The sequence below is a fragment of the Burkholderia sp. BCC0405 genome, assembly GCF_902833075.1.
Lineage (GTDB): Bacteria > Pseudomonadota > Gammaproteobacteria > Burkholderiales > Burkholderiaceae > Burkholderia.
The window spans coordinates 118,492-138,063 of the sequence record NZ_CADFEO010000023.1 but is presented as its reverse complement, the minus strand read 5'-3'; the positions used below and the strand labels follow the sequence as shown (position 1 = coordinate 138,063).

Sequence of the window (19,572 nt, the reverse complement as noted above, 5' to 3'; positions counted from 1 at the left end):
GAACAACCTCACCATTCCGCAAGGCGGCTTGTTCAAGCCGACGACTGCGCCGAATGCGGGCTACGTGATCGAAACGAATCCGGCGTTCACGAACCAGAAGAATTTCATTTCGAGCGACTACTTCTTCAGTCAGCTTGGCGTCGACCTGACTCATATCCCGAAGCGGCTCGGCGACGGCTTTTATGAGCAACAGCTCGTGCGCAACGAGATCACATCGCTGACCGGCAAGGCAGTGCTGGGACCGTACACGGACCTGCAGACGATGTACCAGTCGTTGATGGCGGCCGGCGCGGATCTGTCGAAGTCGCTCGATCTGCCGATCGGAGCCAGCCTGTCGGCCGATCAGGTGTCGAAGCTGACCAGCAACGTGATCATGATGGAAACGCGGGTGGTCGATGGCCAGTCGGTGCTGGTGCCGGTCGTGTATCTCGCGAAGGCCAGTCAGCAGAACATCGACGGGCCGTTGATCAGTGCGACGAACATCGACTTCCAGAACGCTCAGTCGTTCACGAACAGCGGCACGATCAAGGCGGACAACACGCTGGCGATCCAGGGCAAGCAGATCGACAACGCGTTCGGCGCGCTGCAAAGCGGCGGATTGATGTCGTTGAAGACCGAGAACAATATCGATCTGACGTCGGCGAACGTGAAGGCCGGTAGTCTGCAACTGGACGCCGGGAAGGACCTGATTCTCGATACGGCGACGAAGACGAACACACGGGTGAGCCGCGACGGTGCGACGAGCGTGGTGACGACGCTCGGGCCGATGGCGAAACTCGACGTCACAGGTGACGCGTCGATCACGACGGGTGGCAACTTCCAGCAGAACGCTGGCAATTTGTCGGTCGGTGGCAATCTCGGCATGAGTGTCGGCGGTAACTGGGATCTCGGCGCGGTGCAGACCGGCGAGCACAAGATCGTGCAGCGCGCGAACGGCGTGTCCAACACCGACATCAACAAGGTTACCGGTAGCTCGGTGACAGTCGGTGGGCAGTCGATGATCGGTATTGGTGGCGATCTGTCCGCCAAGGGCGCGCAGATCGACCTCGGCCAGGGTGGAACGATTGCGGCCAAGGGCAACGTGACGCTCGACGCAGCGAGTGCGACCTCGACAGTGAACAGCAACAGTTCGGGTAGCGACAGTCACGGCAGCTACGCGGAAACGCTGCATACGGCGGATCAGGCGCTGACCGGGACGACGCTCAAGGGTGGCGACACGGTGAATATCGTGTCGGGCAAGGACATTACGCTCTCCGGTAGCGCAATCAGCCTCGACAAGGGCAACGCGAACTTGCTGGCGGCCGGCGATGTGAATGTCGGCACGGCAACCGAGACGCATGAGCTGAACTCACACGAGACGCATAGCCACAGCAATGTGGTGAGCGGCGTGAAGGTCGCGAGCGGGATCGATCAGACGATGACGCTGAATCAGGGCAGTCTGGTATCAGCGGACGGCGTGAACATTGTCAGCGGCAAGGACGTCAATGTTCAGGGCAGCACCATCGTCGGAACGAACGACGTGACACTCACGGCAGCGCGCAACATAACGGTTACGACGTCACAGGATAGCTTGCAGTCGTCGAGCTACTACGACAAGAAGGAGTCCGGGCTGATGGCGGGGGGCAGTCTGTCGGTGTCGGTTGGCAGCAGTTCGCTGAAGACGACCAGTCAGACGACCGAGGTGTCGAACAACGGCAGTACGATCGGTTCGCTGAAGGGCAACGTCAGCATGACGGCCGGGAACGATCTGCACGTGACCGGAAGTGACCTGATCGCGGCGCAGAACCTGAGTGGTACAGGCGCGAACGTGACGATCGACGCAGCGCAGGATACGAGTCACCGCGGCGAGACGCAGGAAGTGTCGAAGAGCGGCCTGACGCTGGCGCTGAAGGCGCCGGTGATCGACGCGGTGTCGAATGCCGTGGGTCAATCGCGTGCGTCCAGCAACAGTCAGGATGGTCGGGCAGCGGCATTGCACGGGATGGCCGCGGCGAGCGCGGCGTGGGATGCGAACGTTGCCGCGGGCGATGTGGTTCGGGCGCTGGGGGCGGGCGAAACGCCTCAGTTCAAGGTCGAAGTCAGCGTTGGCAGCAGTCACAGCAAGAGCGAATTCGCCGAGGACAGTGTGACGAATCGCGGCTCGAACGTGAATGCGGGCGGGACGGTGGCGTTTGCGGCGACCGGCAACGGTCAGGCTGGTAGCGGCAATGTGACGATCGCCGGCTCGAACGTGAACGCGAACGACGTGATCCTGGCGGCGAAAAATCAGGTCAATATCGTCAATACGACGGACACCGACTTGACGCGCAGCACAAATGCATCGAAGAGCGCGAGCGTGGGCGTGTCGGTCGGCACGGGCGGCTTTGGGATTTCGGCGGCGATGTCGAAGGCCAACGGCGACGGCAACAGCGATCTGGCCACGCAGAACAACAGCCATGTAAATGCGGCAAACGGCGTGACGATCATCTCGGGCGGCGATACGAACATCATCGGCTCGAACGTGAAGGGCAATCAGGTGAATGCCGATGTGGGCGGGAATCTGAACATTGTGAGTGTGCAGGACACGCTGTCGAGCGCGGCACATCAGTCGAGTTCGGGCGGCGGGTTCAGCGTCAGTCAGGGCGGCGCCAGTGCGAGCTTCAGCCAGAGCAAGGGCAATGCGTCGGGCAGCTATGCGGGCGTCAATGAACAGGCCGCGATTCAAGCGGGCGACGGCGGCTTCAATATCAACGTCACCGGCAATACCGACCTGAAGGGCGGGCTCATTGCGAGCGACGCGGAGGCGTCGAAGAATTCGCTGACGACGGGTTCGCTGTCCTTCTCGGACGTCCAGAACCAGTCGCATTACGATGCGAGCTCGAGCGGCTTCAGTGCGGGCGCGACGACCGGCGACGGCGGGATGAACTACAGCACGCACGGCAGTGCGTCGGGCAAGAACGCGGGCGGTGCCGCGCCGATTCTCGGCCAAAACGACAGCGGCAGCGATAGCGCGACGACGAAGAGCGGCGTCAGCGCGGGGACCGTGACGATTACGGATTCGGCGAACCAGAAGCAGGATGTGGCGAGCTTGAACCGCGACACGACGAACACGAACGGTACGGTTGCCAAACTTCCCGACATGCAGAACCTGCTGGCCAACCAGTCGGACATGATGGCTGCGGCCAGCGCAGCTGGCGAAGCGGTGTCGCGCCGGATTGGGGACTACGCTGACGAGATGAAACGGCAAGCCGAGAAGAATGGCGACCAGGCAGGTGTCGACGCATGGAAGGAAGGCGGAGCGAACCGCGCACTGATGCAAGGCGCGGGTGCGGCGCTGGTGACCGGACTGGCGGGCGGCAACGCGATCGGTGGAGCGGCCGGCGCGGCGATTGCGTCGATCGCGTCGAGCAAGCTGAACGAGCTGAGCAGCGCGATCGCAGGCAGCGACCCGACCGGCAACGCCAATATGAATCAGGCGCTGGGCAACATTGTGGCGAACGCGCTTGCGACGGGTGCGGGTGCCGCAGTTGGCGGTGAAGCTGGGGCGTTTTCCGGATACAACGTTGACCGGTTCAACCGGCAGCTCCACCCGGACGAAAGACAGTGGGCGAAGGATAAGGCAAAGGACTTCGCGAAGTTCTATGAAGAAAGGACCGGGAAGGCACTCACTGCGGAGCAGGCGCAGAATATGCTGCTGGCAAACGGCTATCGTTTGGTGGATGCGGCGGCAAGCAAGGGGCCGGGAGGGGACGCAACCGCGGTGGCCTATATCAGTCAGAATGGTGGCGGGCTGTTCCATGCGACGTCGGCAGAGTACAACAGTCCGTTCTTGTCTGGAAACAAGGATGGTTCGCTGACGCCGGAGCAGAGAGCGTTGCCGGGCGCGGTGGCTAATCCAAAGGCCGGCCTCGTCATTGCCGGCGGGTTGGTAACTGCTGGACTGGCGCCAGAGATTGCCGCCGGGTTAGCCGCTATCCAGGGCGCGCCAATTTTTGGTTCGACCGGAGCTTTGGGGTCCAGCGCGTGGGCGTCGCCTGTTGGTATTGGCGTCCTAACTGGTGGTGTAAATGCGACTTCGCAGCACATTCAGAATGGCGCGGTCAATCCAGTTGATGTTGGGTATGCGGCAATGGCTGGCGGAGCAGGGACTTATACCAAGTTCTTTGGGAATGTCGTAATAAACGCAGTCACAGGTGCTCTTGATACTGTCACTAACAATGCGATTTCTGGCAAACACGACAGCATTGCAACCGGTGCAGCAATGAACGCGGGTGCGGCGGCTATTGGCTATGGGACGGGAGTCGCCATGCAAAATCTTATTTCTGCGTTGGCGAAGTCCGGGATGGGTAGCTTCGGTTGGTCCGGAACTGGAGTTTGGGCGGGATCGTCGGGGCAGAATCTGTTTAACCCGAACAATGTTCCTGCAATTAGTGCTGGTATCGGTGGTGCAGTCGGCGCTGAAGCAGGAACGAAAGCGATAAACGATGCCAAATCTCGGATTGGGAAATGAAGAAATGCTTAAATTGATTGCCTTATATTTAGCTGCTTTCCTGCTGTCATTTCTGTGCTTTGCCTCCATAAAGGCGTTTGTAATGATTTTTGTGGCCTATTTTTATGGTGGCGGTTTCTTGTGGGCAAGCAGCGATACGAGATTCGTTTTAGTGAATGGCATTCTGTTGGGGCTTGTTTTTTGCGTTTTCGCAACGGTGGCTTTTGTGCGAAAAAAATGATCCTCGATGATAATGGGCGATCTAATTTAATCGATAGTTACGCGACGTAGTTGTATAACTCGAGCGGCGCGGCCCGGACTGATGCTTGCATGCAAATCGATCGGAAGTGACGCATTGAAAGAGAGCACGCCCCAGCCGTAGTACGCGATTGCATATCTAGAAAAACACATGAAAACCATTTGCCGGGGGAATTCTGTTGCGGTAGCACTGCTTATCGCGACTGGTGTGTCGGCACAGGAAGCACCGCGCCTGATCGTTCCGGGAAACGACCAGCAAACCCGACAGCAGGAAGAGGCGCGTGAGCGCGAACGGACGGTCTCCGCGCCCGGGGTGCGTTTGGGCGTGACGGCGAGCGCCGGGTATCCGACGCTGCCGTCGGAGTCGCCGTGCTTTCGCATCGACCGTTTCTCGCTCGACGTGCCCGACGCGCTGCCCGCGTCCGTGAAAGCGCAAGGCGCGTCGGCATTGCCGATGGATCGCTTCGCCTTTGCGCCCCCATGGCTCGACCACTACGCGGGCCAGTGCGTCGGCAATCAAGGCCTCGACGTGCTCGTCAAGGGCCTGTCGCAAGCGATCCTGGCGCGCGGGTACGTCACGACGCGCGTGCTGCTGTCCGAGCAGGATCTGTCGACCGGCACCCTGAAATTGTCGCTGATCCCCGGCGTGATCCGCCACATCCGCTTCGCCGACGAAAAGCTGCGCGGCACCTGGAAAACGGCCTTCCCGACCCGCGACGGCGAACTGCTGAATCTGCGCGATCTCGAACAGGGCCTCGAGCAGATGAAGCGCGTGTCGAGCCAGGACGTATCGATGCAGATCGTCCCCGCCGACGTGCCGGGCGAGAGCGACGTCGTGCTCGATGTGAAGCGCACCAAACCCTGGACGGTAGTCGCATCGATCGACAACTCGGGCACGCGTGCGACCGGCCGGCCGCAGGGCAACCTGTCGCTCGGTATCGACAATCCGTTGGGCCTGAACGACATCTTCAACATCGGCGTGAGCCAGGATCTCGAACTCGGCGACAAGCGCCTTGGTTCGCACGGCTGGAACGGCTTCTATTCGATCCCATGGGGCTACTGGACGGCCACGCTGTCCGCATACACGAATACGTACTACCAGCAGATCGCCGGCGTGAACCAGACGTTCGTCGCGAGCGGCAATTCGAAGACGGTCGATTTGAAGCTGGCCCGTGTGCTGGCACGCAGCCAGAACGACGTGTTCGGTGGATATTTCCGGCTGTCGCGCCGATTCGGGCAGAGCTTTATCGAAGACACCGAGATTTCGCAGCAGCGCCGCAATAACACGATGATCGAACTCGGCCTGACCGATCGCCACTACTTCGGCGGCGCGCAGTTCGATGGCTCACTTGCATATCGTCAAGGCGTCGGCGGGTTCGGCGCGCAGGATGATGTGTTGGCGGCAGGCGGTGGCCCGACCTATCGCTTCAAGATGGCGGTACTCGACGCGAACCTGTCGGTGCCGTTCGCGATCGCACAGCAGCCGTTCCGGTACGTCACGACATTTCACGGCCAGTACACGGGTAACACGCTGCACTACATCGACGATCTGACAATCGGTAGCCGCTACACGGTGCGCGGCTTCGACGGCGAAACGATGCTCGCCGCAGCACGCGGCTTCTACTGGCGCAACGAGCTACAGGCACCGATCGGGCAAACGGGACAGGCAGTTTATGCGGGACTCGACTATGGTCGCGTATGGGGCCCGCAGCCTGTCGTCCTCGTCGGGACGCAGTTGGCCGGCGCCGTGATCGGCATAAAGGGCAGCGTGGGCACGCGATTCGGAGCCTACGCGTACGATCTCTTCGCCGGTACGCCTGTCTACAAGCCGTCGGGTTTTCCAACCGCGCGAGTGACGCTCGGTTTTCAGGTGACTGCTCAGTTCTGAAGACAATGAGTCAAGGTACTTCTCCGACACGTACACGTCGCAAGCTCGATGTTGCATATGCCCGTCTGGTCGAGATTGCCGCCGAACGGCGGGCTTACGCTTCTGACGCTCGAATGGCGAGGGCTGAAGTCCTACTATGAATTCCGCTGCCAATCGGGCCATGACTTCACGCGCATAGGCACTGTCACGCTAACGACAGCGGCTGCGACTGGAGCAGCAGTTTCCGGTGGCATCTATACCGGTGGAGCGGCGGCCGGCGCTGGCGTAGCCACATTCAAGGGGAACAACTTCTACGATAGTTTTAGTCAGAACTTCTCACTAGCCGGACTGACTACTGCGACGACACTTGGTGCCTATAATTCTATGTTTACTACCTCTATGTTGGGCTGGGCGGGAATTCCTAATTCGATCATGAATGTCGCAACTATTCCAGGGTTTGTGATCCGTGGAGTCGGGCTTGCGCTAGGTCAAACCGCTGGTTGGGCAGCGCGGGCAATCGTGAAGACTGGTGAACCTCATAAGCAATAAGGAGTGGAGATGTCGCTTGAATCCATAAGTGGCCTTATAGGAGGATTCTTCGGGCCTGTTTTCGGAAGGATTCTCGGGAAATTTCGTCTCTGGAAGGTTTTCGTCGCATCAATGTTGCTTATATATCTAGGATTGTTTGCGGCGGGGATTGTGGTGGTTGGCTTCAGGGATACAGTATCAAGATTTGGTGAATTCCTTACACCTTTCGCGCTGCTTGTATTTGTGGGTTTGTCTGCCACTGTCACTTTCGTTACATTTTTAGGGCGTGTCGCACAAAAAAACCGAGAGAACTGACCGACCTGCCCTCCTATTGTGACTGCCTTCATATCGGCAAGGAGTGATGTTTGGAAACTATTATCCGAACGGTATTGGGCCGAATCGACCGTCTACGCAGCAGGTTCAGAACAGCGTCAACCACGACCAAGCAAACCGCAATCTCATGGGGGGAGGTGTCATTGCAGCAGCGACAGGAGGTGCGCTCGTCGTCGGTGGTCCAGTAGCAGCGGCTGCTGGTGGACTGGGGTACGCCACAATTGGCGCCGTGACCGGTGGCGGCATGGACGCCGCTGGACAGTATGCGCAATCAGGGACGATCCGGCCGCTGAGTCTGTGTTTGCCGGAGCGACCGGCGCTGTAAGCGGTCCGATTAGCGCGAATGTAGGATTTTTTAATAACATCCTTTTGGGCGTTGCTGGGGGTGTGGTGTACTCAGCATTCAACAATGCTTACTACGGTGAATCAAACAGCCTTTCGTACTCTGGTGCATTGGGCGGACTTGGTGCAGCCGGTGGATATTTTATTGGGGCTGCTACGACGTTGGGGTTATCCAAAATTCTCAAGCCGTTTGTATATGAAAATTTTAATCCAGCCATACCCGCTCTCCTGCAGCCGAGGGTTACAAATCCAGTTCCGGGGCTCGCCGGCGCTTTGTCAGGAGGGGTCGCAGGTGGAACGTCATATTTTGTACCAGGCAAAGAAGCGCCAAAATGAGACTATCAAAAATAGATAAATTAATATTTGATGGGAGCCTGAAAGGCACGTGTTTCAGGGTTCTTGGCATGGTCATTGTTTACTTTGGAATAAAGTACCTTCCTATGGCAATCAATTGGGGAGTGGAAAATTGGAACTTTTCTCCGCTGTCGCCCAAGCAAGTAGAAAATCACGATGGCATAGTGACGGCATTCGGCTGGGCATTTTGTGTTGCGCTATCTATCGAGATAATTAGGTGGGTGGTTGTGGCATTTAGGCGACTCCGATAAGACCTCTGGGTCCGTAGTTACATGTTTAGAATAAGTGCGAGAAAACGAGGCGCAAAGGGGGGCGTTCATGTAGACAACATTGCTTCGCAGACGGTGACAAGTTTATTTTGCTCTACGATTGCCGAATCGCCGCTTGCGCGGCCGGTTCGTCGTTTCGCGCGTTCAGACCTGGATCGTCGACGTCTCGCGCGCATTCATCGTCACGGCGAGCGGCGGAAACGTGGCCGCGCTGCGCATCGCGCCGTAGAACTTGTTCATCACGACGTCGATGCCGCAGTTCGGCATCATGCGGCCCAGTCCGTGCGAATACAGCACCTCCGGCTGCAGCGGAAAACAGCGATCGAGCAGGAAGCGCGCGCCGGCCGGCGAGATCGTGTACGCGCAGATCCCGTAGAACTCGAGCAGGTTCATCACGAGCACCGGGCCGCGGTCGCTCTGGAAATCGCCGATCGCGTCGGCGAGCGCCGCTTCGTCGAAGCGCATCGTCACCGGCGTGCGGCTGTTGAAGATCGACCCGCGCAGGATCGAATCGAAGTTGTAGCCCCACGCGACGAAATCGTGACGCCCGGGGTTGTCGCGCAGGAATTGCTGCGTGGCGTCGTGGAAGTCCGGCCGGAAGATCGCATCGTCTTCGGCGATCGTCACGAGCTCGCTGCCGGAGGCGATATCGGTCCATAGGCGGTGCGTGGTCATCGCGATGCCGAACGCGCCGCGCGTGTACGGCAGCCCGGGCGCGAACAGGCCGGATGCCGCGAGATCGTCATCCGACAGCGCAAGCCCGTCGATCGCATCGACGAACGCGAATTCCAGATGGGGATTGTTGGCGCGGAACGCGCGCCGGCGCGCGTGGCTGCGGCGCAGGGAAATGACCTGGACGGTCGGGTGCACGGCCGGCTCTCCGGCAAGCGAGGCGGAGGTGTTCATCGCCATCATTGCCAGCCCGTCACGACCGAGATCCCGAACACGATGCCGAGCACGATGCCCACCGCGCGGCCTTGCAGGGTCGGCTTCAACGCGGCCGGCTCGAAGTACGGATCGATCGCGTCCACCCGGTTGCGCCATGCGGCGAACACCGGCGGCACGAGCAGCACGAACGCCATCAGCAACGCCGTGACCAGCGTGACCGACAGGCCGCCCGCATTCCATCGCGTGCCGGTTTCGATCACGAAATACACGAGCGCGACGGTCGCCGAACTCGCGATCATGCTGACCACCGCGCCTTTCACCAGATTATCTGCATCACTCATCGACTGTCCTCCATCGCCAGATTCATGCCGATCGATATCGGCGGATGCTGCGTATTACAGGCGAGTTGGACGCGAATCTCTATCGGACGGGTCTTATTGTCCGGGGGCAGCACAGCGGAATCGGACCCGGCCTATACCGGCGGCCCCGGGCCACCGCGGCGGCGCGGCCTCGAACAAAGGCGACGCATTCGCCGTAGACAGGGCGGCAACACGCCGCCCCGCCCGGCTGGCAGCCGGCGCGACGCATCGTGTGAGCCCTTTTAGGACTGGTCCGATTCAGTTGCCGACCGCGCGTGCTTAAAGTGGAACCCATCCCGGCGCCGGGCCTTCCGCCGCAACCGGCATGACGCCCCGACGCCTTCGCGCCCGGAACGTCTCGACACGAACGTTCGGCGCCCCTTTCCCGATTGACGATGCAACCGGTCGCCGCGCCGATGCGCGAACGGTTTCCCGGAGCGATTTCACATGCAGATCACGACGCACGACATGCCCCCTCTCGCCGACCGCCCGCATCTGCGGGACAACCACGACGACCCCGTTCAGCCCGTATCGACCGGCGCGCAAGCGGCGCCCGGGACGCTCGACGCATCCGTCGCCGACACCACGCAGGCACTGATCGATCGCGGCGACCTCACGCGTGCCGTCGAGCTTGCCGCCGAGCACTGGCGGATGTATCCCGCGTCGCCGGCGGCGGCGTTCAACTACGGTTACGCGCTCCAGGTGGCCGGCCGTCACGCGGAAGCGATCGCGCCGTACCGCAAGACGCTCGACCTGGCGCCCGCGTGGCCGTCACTGAAGAACAATCTCGCGCTCGCGATCCGCCTGTCGGGCGGCGATCCCGACGAGGAACACGCGTTCATCGAAGGCGCGCTCGACGACGATCCGCGCGACGCCCGGGCCTGGACGAATGCGGTGATCACGCGTCTCGACCGGTTCGACCTGGACGGCGCGCGACGCGCGGCCACGCGTGCCGTGTGGCTCGCGCCGGACAACCCGCTCGCGACGAACAACGCGGTCACGATGTTCAAGGAGGCGCAGGAGTGGGGCGACGCCGAGCGATATGCGCTGCACACCTGCGCGCTCGATCCGCACAACCCGGCACGCCGCTACAACCTGTCGCTGCTGCGCCTCGCGCGCGGCGACTTCGCGTCGGGCTGGGCCGATTACGAAACCCGCTGGAGCGGCGCAGGCGAGCTGCGCGGCAAGCTGCCCGAATTCGCGCGGCCGCGCTGGCGCGGCGAATCGCTCGCCGGCAAAACGCTGCTCGTCTGGGGCGAACAAGGGCTCGGCGACGTGCTGCAGTTCAGCCGCTACGTGCCGCTGCTCGCGGAGCGCGTGCATCGGGAAGGCGGTCGCATCGTGTGGAATGTGTTTCCGAAGCTGGGCGCGCTGATCGCGCGCAGCCTCGGCCATCACGTCGACATTCTCGACGCCGGCATCCAGGTCGAACGCCTGCCCGGCCACGACTACGAACTGCCGCTGATGAGCATTCCGTGGATGCTCGGCCTCGACGCCGACACGCTCGCCACGTCCGTGCCCTATCTCCATGCGGACGCCGCGGCCACCGACGCATGGCGCACGGCGCTCGCCGGCGAACGACGGATGAAGGTCGGCCTCGCCTGGACCGGCAGCCTCACGCATCAGCGCAACCGCTTCCGCCGGGTCGGGCTCGAACGCTACGCGGACGCATTCGGCAACTTGCAGCAGGACGTCGCGTTCTACTCGCTGCAGCCGGGTGCGCAGCACGACATCGAGGCGGCGCGCGCGGCCGGCTTCGAGGTGACGGACCTGACACGCGAATGGAACACGTTCGACGACACCGCCGCGTTCATCGGCGCGCTCGATCTCGTGATCACCGTGTGCACGTCGGTCGCACACCTGAGCGGCGCGCTCGGCCAGTCCACGTGGGTGCTGCTCGATGCGAACCCGCACTGGGTCTGGCAGCACGACCGGCGCGACAGCCTGTTCTATCCGGGCGCGTCGCTGTATCGGCAACGGACCTTCGCCGACTGGGGGCCCGTGCTCGACGAGGCCGCGGCGGATCTGCGCGATCTCGCCCGCCGCGAAGTCGAATAACCGGGAGCGCGGCATGCACTACAACATCTGCGTCGTCCGGCCACCGGACAACCCGCATACGGCGGCGTTCGACGAACTCGCTGAAGTCATCGCGTACGGGCTGCACGATCTCGGCCACGCCGTCCACATGAACGACAACGTCCTGATGCCCGGCGCGCGCAACATCATGATCGGCTGCCATCATGCCGAGCCGCGCTCGATCGAACACGTGCCGGCCGACACGATCGTCGTCAACACCGAGCAGATTCACGTGGACGAGCGCGACTGGAACGAGCGGATCTACTTCTGGACCTCGCGCTTCGAAACCTGGGACTACAGCGCGCGCAATCTCGCGAAGCTTCACAGCGTCGGCATACGCGATACGCGCCATCTGAAGCTCGGTTTTCATCCGGCGCTGCGCCGCATTCCGGCGAACGTCGCGCAAGACATCGACGTGCTGTTCTACGGTTCGATCGGGCCGCGACGCCAGGCCGTGCTCGATGCGCTGGCCGCGCGCGGGCTGAAGGTATGCGCCGTGTACGGCGTGTATGGCGAAGCGCGCGACGCGCTGATCGCGCGCGCGAAAGTCGTGCTGAACCTGCATCACTATGCGTCGCACATCTTCGAGATCGTGCGCGTGTTCTACCTGATGACCAACGGCAAGGCGATCGTCGGCGAAGTGTCGCCGACGACGGCGGTCGATGCCGACTATGCAGGCGGGTTCCGCGCGGCGCCGTATGACGCGCTGGTCGATGCCTGCGTCGAGCTGGCGCATCACGCCGAACAGCGTCGCAGGCTCGAGGCGGCGGCACTGGACACGATCGCGCGGATGCCGCAGGCACGGGAACTCGCCGCGCTGCTGACGCCCGAGACGGTGGCCGGGTAAGCACACGGCGCATTCGATCGATCGTCACCCCAAGAATCAGGCCAGTCTGATTTCCCGGCGAAACACCATTCCGGACAATAGCGCTGCCGGATGACCGGTGCCGCTTCGCCGGTCAATCGATGCGACGCACACCGCTGCGTCCCGACGCCGCTTTCCGGAGCCGGCGCTTCTTCACACCGCGGCGTTCGCCGCACGCAATCGGACGACATCATCATGAAAGCACGCGCCACCGTCCTGTGCCGACGCGGCGACCGGATTCTGCTGGTCGCCCGATCGCACGCCCGCTGGAAGCTACCCGGCGGCTGCCCCAAGCCCGGCGAATCGCTGGGCGACGCCGCACGCCGCGAACTCGCGGAAGAAACGGGGCTCGCCTGCCGGAACCTGCGCTACCTGTTTCGCGCCGCGGGCAAACACAAGTTGCATCACGTGTTCCTGGCGGATCTCGACGCACACGCGATAGCCCGTCCGTCGCGGGAAATCGCGCACTGCGCGTGGGTCGATCGGCTGACGCTCGCGTCGATCGATTGCAGCGCACCGACGCCCGCGATCGTCGAACTCGCACTCGCACTCGACATGACGCCCGACGCGCCGCCCGTGACCTTCATGATTCATGTCGAAGCGGCGCAGGCAGTGCTAACAGAATGATTTTTTGAGTGGGCGGCGACGGGCGGCGGGTCTTGAGCAGAGGCCGCGTTGGGGGCGTCGCTGCGATTGGCGTGTATGAACCCGTATCTTCTGGTCGCCGGCTTTGGCAAAAGCACCAGCTCCCTGGTTGTATCGATAAAAAAGCTCGGCGGGCCATGAACCCACCGAGCCTCTTTCCGCCGGCACGCGTTACTGCTGAATCGTCGCCTGCGCGGCCAGCTTGTCGACCAGCGCGGTCATCGCGCTTTGCCGGGCCTGCTGCTCCAGTTGCTGTCGCAGCACGCCCTTGGCCTTGTCGAAGCTCGGCACGACCACCGGACGCTTGTCGTCGAGCTTCACGAACGCGTAAGCGTTGCCGATCCGGATCGGGCCGGACACGGCGCCCGGCTTCAGCGACGTCATCGCCTGCGCGAGCGGCATCGGCAGCCCGCCCGTACGGCCCTCGGCCAGCGGCGTCTTCAGCTCGCTCCACTCGGCCACGCCGCCGTTGGCGGTCGTGTTGTACTTCTTCGCGACCGTGCCGAAGGCCGCGCCCTGCTTCAGCTCGGCGGCCGCCGCGTTCGCCTTCGCGGGATCGGCCACGGCCAGCACTTCCGCACGGTATTCGAACTGCGCCGCGTTCGCGACGATGTAGTCGTAACGCGCCTTCACCTGCGCATCGGTCACGCGCTGCGCGCCCAGCGCGTCGCGCAGGTACAGCTCGGCCGCCGCGTTCGCACGCGCACGCGACACGATGCCCTGCACTTCGGGGCGGCTGCCGTAGTTCGCCTTGTCGGCGGCCTGCTCGACCAGCTGGCGCACGATCAGGTCGCGCTTCACCGCGTCGCGCAGCGCCGGCGTATCGGCTTGCCCGGAGGCCTTGACGATCGCGTCCACGTCGCTCTGCACGATCGGCGTGTTGTTCACGACGGCGACGACGCCGGACGGCAGCGGGGCCGCGCCGGCCTCGGCCGCGACGACGCTCGTCATGCCGGTGGCGCAGACGAGTGCGATCACGGCGGGAATGGCTTGAATACGAGTCTTCATGATGGAGTCCTTGATGATTGACCGCGCACGAAGGCTGCGCGTATGAACGAAAAAAACGACATGGCGCCGGCGAGCACCGCTCGATCGCGATGCTTCGTCGGTGATGCACCGCTCGGGGTGGATCGGAATCGCACATGACGCGGGACGAACTGCCGCGCCGCATACCCGTTGCCGTGACCGGCGACGGCGATACGCCGCATGCGGAACCCGTTGGCGGCCGCCAACAGGAAAGAGTGCCCTGCGCTCGCATACGGCAGCGTTGTTACGTTGGCCGCTCGGTCCACTCGATCGGCCGCGACCGTGCCCACCGGCCGCCGCAAGGCACTCTTTCCTGTCGCTCGGCCGGGCGTCGCGTTCCTTGCCGCGCATCGAGCGCGGAAAAAAGACGCCGCCCGCATCGGGCGGCGTTCGGAACGAAGACAAGCTTCGGATACGAGGTGTCGAACGAATCACCATGCAACCGTTCGACCGACACATTGTCGGCAGACGCCGCCGACGACACAATCAGCCTGGTCCTACATCGGGCGGGTTTCGTCTCACCTCGATGAGAACCGCGGCGCGGCCTGGCTCGGCGCGCTCCCGTAGCGTGTTCCGGATGGACAGCGCACGACGTGCCGCCTGAATCAGACCGGTCTGATTGGAACGCATCGGGCCCATACGAATAATGAAATGGCTCCCGGTCGAGCGGGCGTCCCGCGCCGCCGCGAGCGACTTCTTTTCATCTTCCCGTAGCGAGGATCCCGTTTGAGTCATCGCATCAACCTGACGCAGGTCGTCACGGCCATCCGGCGGGCGGCGCTGCCGCTGTTTGCCGCTGTCATCACCAGCGGCGCACATGCCGCCGCCGCTCCCGCACAAGATCAGCACGACTTCGATTACGCCCATCAGCAGGCGTGGCAAATCGAGTCGGGCGATTCGCAATCGCCGATCGACATTCGATCGGGCGCCGTCGTGCAGGCGGAACGCTTGCCCGGCGTGAACGACGCGATCGTCGTACAGGTCGCGCGCGGCGGCGCGACCGTCGTGGACAACGGACACACCGTCCAGGTCGTACCGAAGGCAAGCGCCGCGATCATCCGCGGCCGTCACTTCAGTTTGCTTCAGGCGCATTTCCACGCACCGGCCGAGCACACGATCGACGGCCGGCGTTATCCGCTCGAAGGCCATTTCGTGTTCCGTGCGCAGGACGGCCGGCTGGCCGTCGTGGCCGTGCTGTACCGCGCCGGCGCGGAAAACGCGCAGTTCGCGTCGATCGTGCGCGCGGCGCGGCGCGACGTTGCGTCGCCGCTCGCATCGTTCAATGCGGCAAGGCTGATGCCGGACGATCTCGACAGCTATTACCACTACCTCGGCTCGCTGACGACACCGCCGCTTACCGAGAACGTCGAATGGTATGTGCTGCAGGACACGGTGGAACTGTCGCAGGCCGACATCGCCGCGTTCGCGCAGCACTACTCGCACAACGCGCGCGCCACGCAGCCGCTGAACGGGCGCCCGCTGCTGAACTATCGACCGAACTGAACCGAAGCAACATCGATCGTCCACGTCGAATCAATCGAGCGTGCCCCGCACGGCGATGCAGTCACGCGCTGACGCAGCAACGCAAACGGCCAGTCTCTCGACTGGCCGTTTGCATGACGGATTCACTCCGGCATCAGTCCGTCAACCGGGCCGCCAGTGCATCGACGCGCGGCTGATCGGCATTGACCGCACGCGTGATCCGACGGCCATACTCCGGGTCGGCCTTCTGGAAGTACGACAGCATCGTGTACTTGACCTGCTCGTTCTTCACCTGCCCCAGATCGCCCGCGAGATTCGCAATCAGATCCTTGCGTTCGTCCTCCGACAGCGACCGGTAGAACGCACCGGCCTGCGCGAAGTTCTGCGTCCGCGCCAGCGGCGCCTGCTGCGTCGTACCGGTCAACGGCAGCCGGCTGGCCTTGTTTTTCGCATCCGCCGACAGCTCCTTCGCTTCGCTCGGCTCATAGTTCACCGTGCCCTTGGTCATGCCGCCGTTCATCGCGCCGTCCTGGTTGTGGTTCGCCACGTCGGCGCGCGGGCGGTTCACCGGCAATTGCAGGCCGTTCGTGCCCACCCGGTGCAGCTGCGTATCCGCATAGGCGAACAGGCGCCCTTGCAGCAGCCGGTCTTCCGACGGCTCGATGCCCGGCACCAGGTTCGACGGCGCCATCGCGGCCTGCTCCGTTTCCTGGAAGATGTTCGCCGGATTGCGGTCGAGCGTCATCGTGCCGACCTTGATCTCGGGAACGCCCGGCCAGATCTTCGTTGCATCGAGCGGATCGAAATCGAAGCGCGCGAGTTGCGCGGGCTTCAGCACCTGGATATACAGATCCCATTTCGGGAAATTGCCGGCGGAAATGGCCGCCTGCAGATCACGCGTCATGTGGTTGAAATCCTTGCCCTGGATGCGCTCCGCCTCCTGTGCATCGAGGTTGTGCTCGCCCTGCAGGCTCTTCCAGTGGAACTTCACGTAGGTCACGTCGCCGCGTGCGTTGACGAACTTGTACGCGTGCACGCTGTTGCCGTCCATCTCGCGATAGCTCCTCGGTGTGCCGTAGTCCGAATAAAGGCGCGTGAGCATGTGCGTCGCCTCGGGCTGGTGCGAGAAGAAATCGAAGAAGCGGTTCGGATCCTGGATGTTCGTGTCCGGCGCCGGCTTCAGCGAATGGACCATGTCCGGGAACTTGATCGCGTCGCGGATGAAGAACACCGGCAGGTTGTTGCCGACGAGATCCCAGTTGCCTTCCGACGTGTAGAACTTCGTCGCGAAGCCGCGCGGGTCGCGCAGCGTCTCGGGCGAAGTGCCGCCGTGGATCACGCTCGAGAAGCGGACGAACACGGGCGTGTCGGTGCCCGGTGCGAACACCTTCGCCTGCGTGTATTCGGAGATGTCGCGGGTCGCGACGAAGTGGCCGTACGCGCCGGTGCCGCGCGCATGCACGACGCGCTCCGGAATGCGCTCGCGGTCGAAACGCTGCAGCTTCTGGATCAGGTTCACGTCCTGCAGCAGCACGGGGCCGCCGGGGCCGGCCGTCTGCGAGTTCTGGTTGTCGCCGACGGGCGCGCCGTTGTCGCGCGTCAGTGTCGATGCGCTCGCGTGGAAGGTGACGAGGGTCGAGCAGACCAGCAATGCGGTGCGCCATGCAGTTCTCGTGTCGTACATCAGTCGACTCCATGTATCGAAATGGGGCCTCAATGTAATCCGCACGTAAGCCGGTCGTGAATTGACTTATTCATATCGGCGCGATTGGCGATCCCTATCGCCACGATGCAAGGCCGAACGCGTCGACGAAAAAAATGCGCCGCCCGAACGGGCGGCGCATCGAACGAAGCCTCGCTTCGGATACGGAGAATCGAACGACAATCACCCAACGTTCGACCCGCCGCATTGTCGCGGAGCAACAGCCCGCGACGCAATCGGACCGGTCCGAGCACACGCCCATTTTCAGACTGGGCCGATTCATTTCGGCCATCCCTGCATTCGACAATGCTTCCACCCTGCCCGATCCGCTTGCCGGTGCCGCCGGCCGGGAAATCGACCACACAGGAAAAGCATATGAACGATGCAGGATCGCCAACCCGCCAAGCAGCCAATATCGCCGACGACACGCGACACGATTCCGGCGGCCACACGCTGCAGCGCGGCCTGAGCTGGAAAGATGCGTTCTGGGTCACGAGCGGTGTGCCCGCCGGCGTGCTGTTTACGATCGGCGGCGTGTCCGCGACGATCGGCCACCCCGCATGGGCGATCTGGATCGCCGCGATCACGATGGGCCTGATCCAGAGCGCCACCTACGCGGAAATCTCCAGCCTGTTTCCGCACAAATCGGGCGGCGCATCCGTGTACGGCGCGATCGGCTGGGTCCGCTACAGCAAGCTGATCGCGCCGGTTTCCGTGTGGTGCAACTGGCTCGCGTGGTCGCCGATGCTCGCGCTCGGCTGCGGCCTCGCGGCGAGTTATGCGCTCACGAGTCTCTTTCCCGCCGATGCGGCGGTGCTGACCTGGCAGCTCAAGCTGGCGGACCTGAGCTTCATCAAGCCCGGCCTGTCGCTGCGGATCAACGCGATCTTCATCATCGCGGCGATCCTGTTGCTGATCACGTTCAAGCTGCAGCACAGCGGCGCGTCGAAGGCCGCGAAGACGCAGCGCATCCTCGGCATCGCGTCGCTCACGCCGCTCTTGATCGTCGGCATCGTGCCGTTCGTCTTCGGCGACGTGCCGATGTCGAACCTGCTCCCGCTGCTGCCGCTCGGCCATGACGCGCAAGGCAACCTCACGGCCTCGACCTTCGGCGCGTGGAACGGCCAGGGCGTGACGATGGCGCTCGGCGCGATGTTCATGGCCGGCTGGGCGTCGTACGGCTTCGAGACGGCCGTGTGCTACACGCGCGAATTCCGCGACCCGCGCCGCGATACGGCCAAGGCGATCTTCTGGTCGGGTGCGCTGTGCCTCGTCGTGATGACGCTCGTGCCGATGGCGTTCCAGGGCGCGCTCGGCACCCAGGCGATGCTCGATCCGGCGATTCGCGACGGCACGGGCGTCGCCGCGGCCATGGCGAAGATCGTCGGCGGCGGCGCGTGGGTGGCGAACGCGGTCGTCGTGATGCTGATGCTGTCGATCCTGCTGATCGTGATGACGTCGATGATGGGCTCGTCGCGCACGCTGTACCAGGCGTCGGTCGACGGCTGGCTGCCGAAATACCTGTCGCACGTGAACGAACACGGCGCACCGACACGCGCGATGTGGACCGATCTCGGCTTCAACCTCGTGCTGCTGATGATGTCGGACTACATGACGGTGCTGTCGATCTCGAACGTCTGCTACATGTTGTTCGTGTTCCTGAATTTGCAGTCGGGCTGGATCCACCGGATGGATCGCGGCAACCGGGATCGTCCGTTCCGCTGCCCGACCTGGCTGCTCGTCGCGGGCGCCGTCTGCGGCTATGCGAACCTCGTGTATGCGGGCGCGGGCGCCGATCTGCAAGGCGAAGGCACGCTGCGCAACGGGCTGATCGCGATGCTGCTGATCGTGCCGGTATTCGTCTACCGCCACTACTGGCAGGACCGCGGCCGCTTCCCCGCGCAGATGCAGCACGACATGGAGCTCGACGTGCCCAAGCGCAGCATGTGGCTGAATCTCGCGCCGTATGCGGCGCTGATCGGCGCGGTGCTGACCGTCGCGGGTTCTTATTATTTTGCGTGGGGCCGTTGAGCATGCAGCGCCGGGAGTTGCCCCAGCGGCGTTGAAGCCGTGTCGGCGTGCGTCGACGGCCGGGCTCGAGTGCCCCTGG

Annotated in this window: 13 protein-coding genes; 9 read left to right on the top strand and 4 right to left on the bottom strand. The window is 63.0% G+C overall.

The annotated features are described in order from the left end of the window. The 4 genes from HWX36_RS30405 to HWX36_RS30390 form a co-directional block, all read left to right on the top strand. Nucleotides 1-4,489: hemagglutinin repeat-containing protein (locus HWX36_RS30405; RefSeq protein WP_175957506.1), on the top strand; the 4,489-nt coding region annotated here is incomplete at its 5' end. Beyond that, entirely contained in the window at nt 4,464-4,709 is a 246-nt protein-coding gene (locus HWX36_RS30400; protein ID WP_175957504.1) for a hypothetical protein, read from the top strand. The genes HWX36_RS30405 and HWX36_RS30400, both read left to right, overlap by 26 nt. 168 nt (nt 4,710-4,877) lie before the next feature. Continuing rightward, a complete protein-coding gene (locus HWX36_RS30395) occupies nt 4,878-6,614 on the top strand; it encodes a ShlB/FhaC/HecB family hemolysin secretion/activation protein (RefSeq protein ID WP_175957502.1) in 1,737 nt (578 codons plus the stop codon). Between the two features lie 537 nt (nt 6,615-7,151). Beyond that, the gene (locus HWX36_RS30390; protein WP_175957500.1) at nt 7,152-7,436 is read left to right on the top strand and encodes a hypothetical protein; all 285 of its coding nucleotides are present in this window, start codon (nt 7,152-7,154) and stop codon (nt 7,434-7,436) included. Between the two features lie 1,127 nt (nt 7,437-8,563). On the opposite strand, the gene HWX36_RS30385 is transcribed toward HWX36_RS30390, so the two are convergent. Together HWX36_RS30385 and HWX36_RS30380 are read right to left on the bottom strand one after the other, a co-directional pair. Continuing rightward, on the bottom strand, nt 8,564-9,325 hold the full coding sequence (locus tag HWX36_RS30385) for a glycosyltransferase family 25 protein (RefSeq protein ID WP_244136567.1): 762 nt from the start codon (nt 9,323-9,325) through the stop codon (nt 8,564-8,566). 5 nt (nt 9,326-9,330) lie between these two features. Then, nucleotides 9,331-9,648, bottom strand: a complete 318-nt coding sequence (locus HWX36_RS30380; protein ID WP_175957496.1) for a hypothetical protein — start codon at nt 9,646-9,648, stop codon at nt 9,331-9,333. Nucleotides 9,649-10,113: 465 nt separating this feature from the next. On the opposite strand from HWX36_RS30380, the gene HWX36_RS30375 reads away from it, so the two are divergent. From HWX36_RS30375 to HWX36_RS30365, 3 genes are all read left to right on the top strand, one after another. Beyond that, nucleotides 10,114-11,724, top strand: a complete 1,611-nt coding sequence (locus tag HWX36_RS30375) for a tetratricopeptide repeat-containing glycosyltransferase family protein (protein WP_175957494.1) — start codon at nt 10,114-10,116, stop codon at nt 11,722-11,724. 13 nt (nt 11,725-11,737) lie between these two features. After that, a complete protein-coding gene (locus HWX36_RS30370) occupies nt 11,738-12,589 on the top strand; it encodes a hypothetical protein (RefSeq protein ID WP_175957492.1) in 852 nt (283 codons plus the stop codon). Between the two features lie 213 nt (nt 12,590-12,802). After that, entirely contained in the window at nt 12,803-13,234 is a 432-nt protein-coding gene (locus HWX36_RS30365; protein ID WP_175957490.1) for an NUDIX hydrolase, read from the top strand. A gap of 189 nt (nt 13,235-13,423) precedes the next feature. Here HWX36_RS30365 and HWX36_RS30360 read toward each other — a convergent pair whose 3' ends face one another. Next, nucleotides 13,424-14,260: a peptidyl-prolyl cis-trans isomerase gene (locus tag HWX36_RS30360; protein WP_175957488.1), complete on the bottom strand. Its 837-nt coding sequence runs from the start codon at nt 14,258-14,260 to the stop codon at nt 13,424-13,426. 744 nt (nt 14,261-15,004) lie between these two features. Here HWX36_RS30360 and HWX36_RS30355 point away from each other — a divergent pair. Then, nucleotides 15,005-15,781, top strand: coding sequence for a carbonic anhydrase family protein (locus HWX36_RS30355; protein ID WP_175957486.1), 777 nt, complete (start codon nt 15,005-15,007; stop codon nt 15,779-15,781). Between the two features lie 133 nt (nt 15,782-15,914). On the opposite strand, the gene HWX36_RS30350 is transcribed toward HWX36_RS30355, so the two are convergent. Then, nucleotides 15,915-17,444 carry a catalase gene (locus HWX36_RS30350; protein WP_208457833.1) on the bottom strand — a complete coding sequence of 510 codons (1,530 nt, stop codon included), beginning with the start codon at nt 17,442-17,444 and terminating at the stop codon, nt 15,915-15,917. A 393-nt stretch (nt 17,445-17,837) separates the two neighbouring features. Here HWX36_RS30350 and HWX36_RS30345 point away from each other — a divergent pair, with 393 nt between their 5' ends. Next, the gene (locus tag HWX36_RS30345; RefSeq protein ID WP_175957484.1) at nt 17,838-19,493 is read left to right on the top strand and encodes an APC family permease; all 1,656 of its coding nucleotides are present in this window, start codon (nt 17,838-17,840) and stop codon (nt 19,491-19,493) included. Nucleotides 19,494-19,572: the final 79 nt, after the last annotated feature.

Excerpts from the sequence above, each read along its gene's own strand:
- HWX36_RS30370 (WP_175957492.1), top strand. The coding sequence starts at position 11,738 with ATGCACTACAACATCTGCGTCGTCCGGCCACCGGACAACCCGCATACG.
- HWX36_RS30380 (WP_175957496.1), bottom strand. The coding sequence starts at position 9,648 with ATGAGTGATGCAGATAATCTGGTGAAAGGCGCGGTGGTCAGCATGATC.
- HWX36_RS30390 (WP_175957500.1), top strand. The coding sequence starts at position 7,152 with ATGTCGCTTGAATCCATAAGTGGCCTTATAGGAGGATTCTTCGGGCCT.
- HWX36_RS30350 (WP_208457833.1), bottom strand. The coding sequence starts at position 17,444 with ATGTACGACACGAGAACTGCATGGCGCACCGCATTGCTGGTCTGCTCG.
- HWX36_RS30400 (WP_175957504.1), top strand. The coding sequence starts at position 4,464 with ATGCCAAATCTCGGATTGGGAAATGAAGAAATGCTTAAATTGATTGCC.
- HWX36_RS30345 (WP_175957484.1), top strand. The coding sequence starts at position 17,838 with ATGAACGATGCAGGATCGCCAACCCGCCAAGCAGCCAATATCGCCGAC.
- HWX36_RS30360 (WP_175957488.1), bottom strand. The coding sequence starts at position 14,260 with ATGAAGACTCGTATTCAAGCCATTCCCGCCGTGATCGCACTCGTCTGC.
- HWX36_RS30395 (WP_175957502.1), top strand. The coding sequence starts at position 4,878 with ATGAAAACCATTTGCCGGGGGAATTCTGTTGCGGTAGCACTGCTTATC.
- HWX36_RS30375 (WP_175957494.1), top strand. The coding sequence starts at position 10,114 with ATGCAGATCACGACGCACGACATGCCCCCTCTCGCCGACCGCCCGCAT.
- HWX36_RS30365 (WP_175957490.1), top strand. The coding sequence starts at position 12,803 with ATGAAAGCACGCGCCACCGTCCTGTGCCGACGCGGCGACCGGATTCTG.
- HWX36_RS30385 (WP_244136567.1), bottom strand. The coding sequence starts at position 9,325 with ATGAACACCTCCGCCTCGCTTGCCGGAGAGCCGGCCGTGCACCCGACC.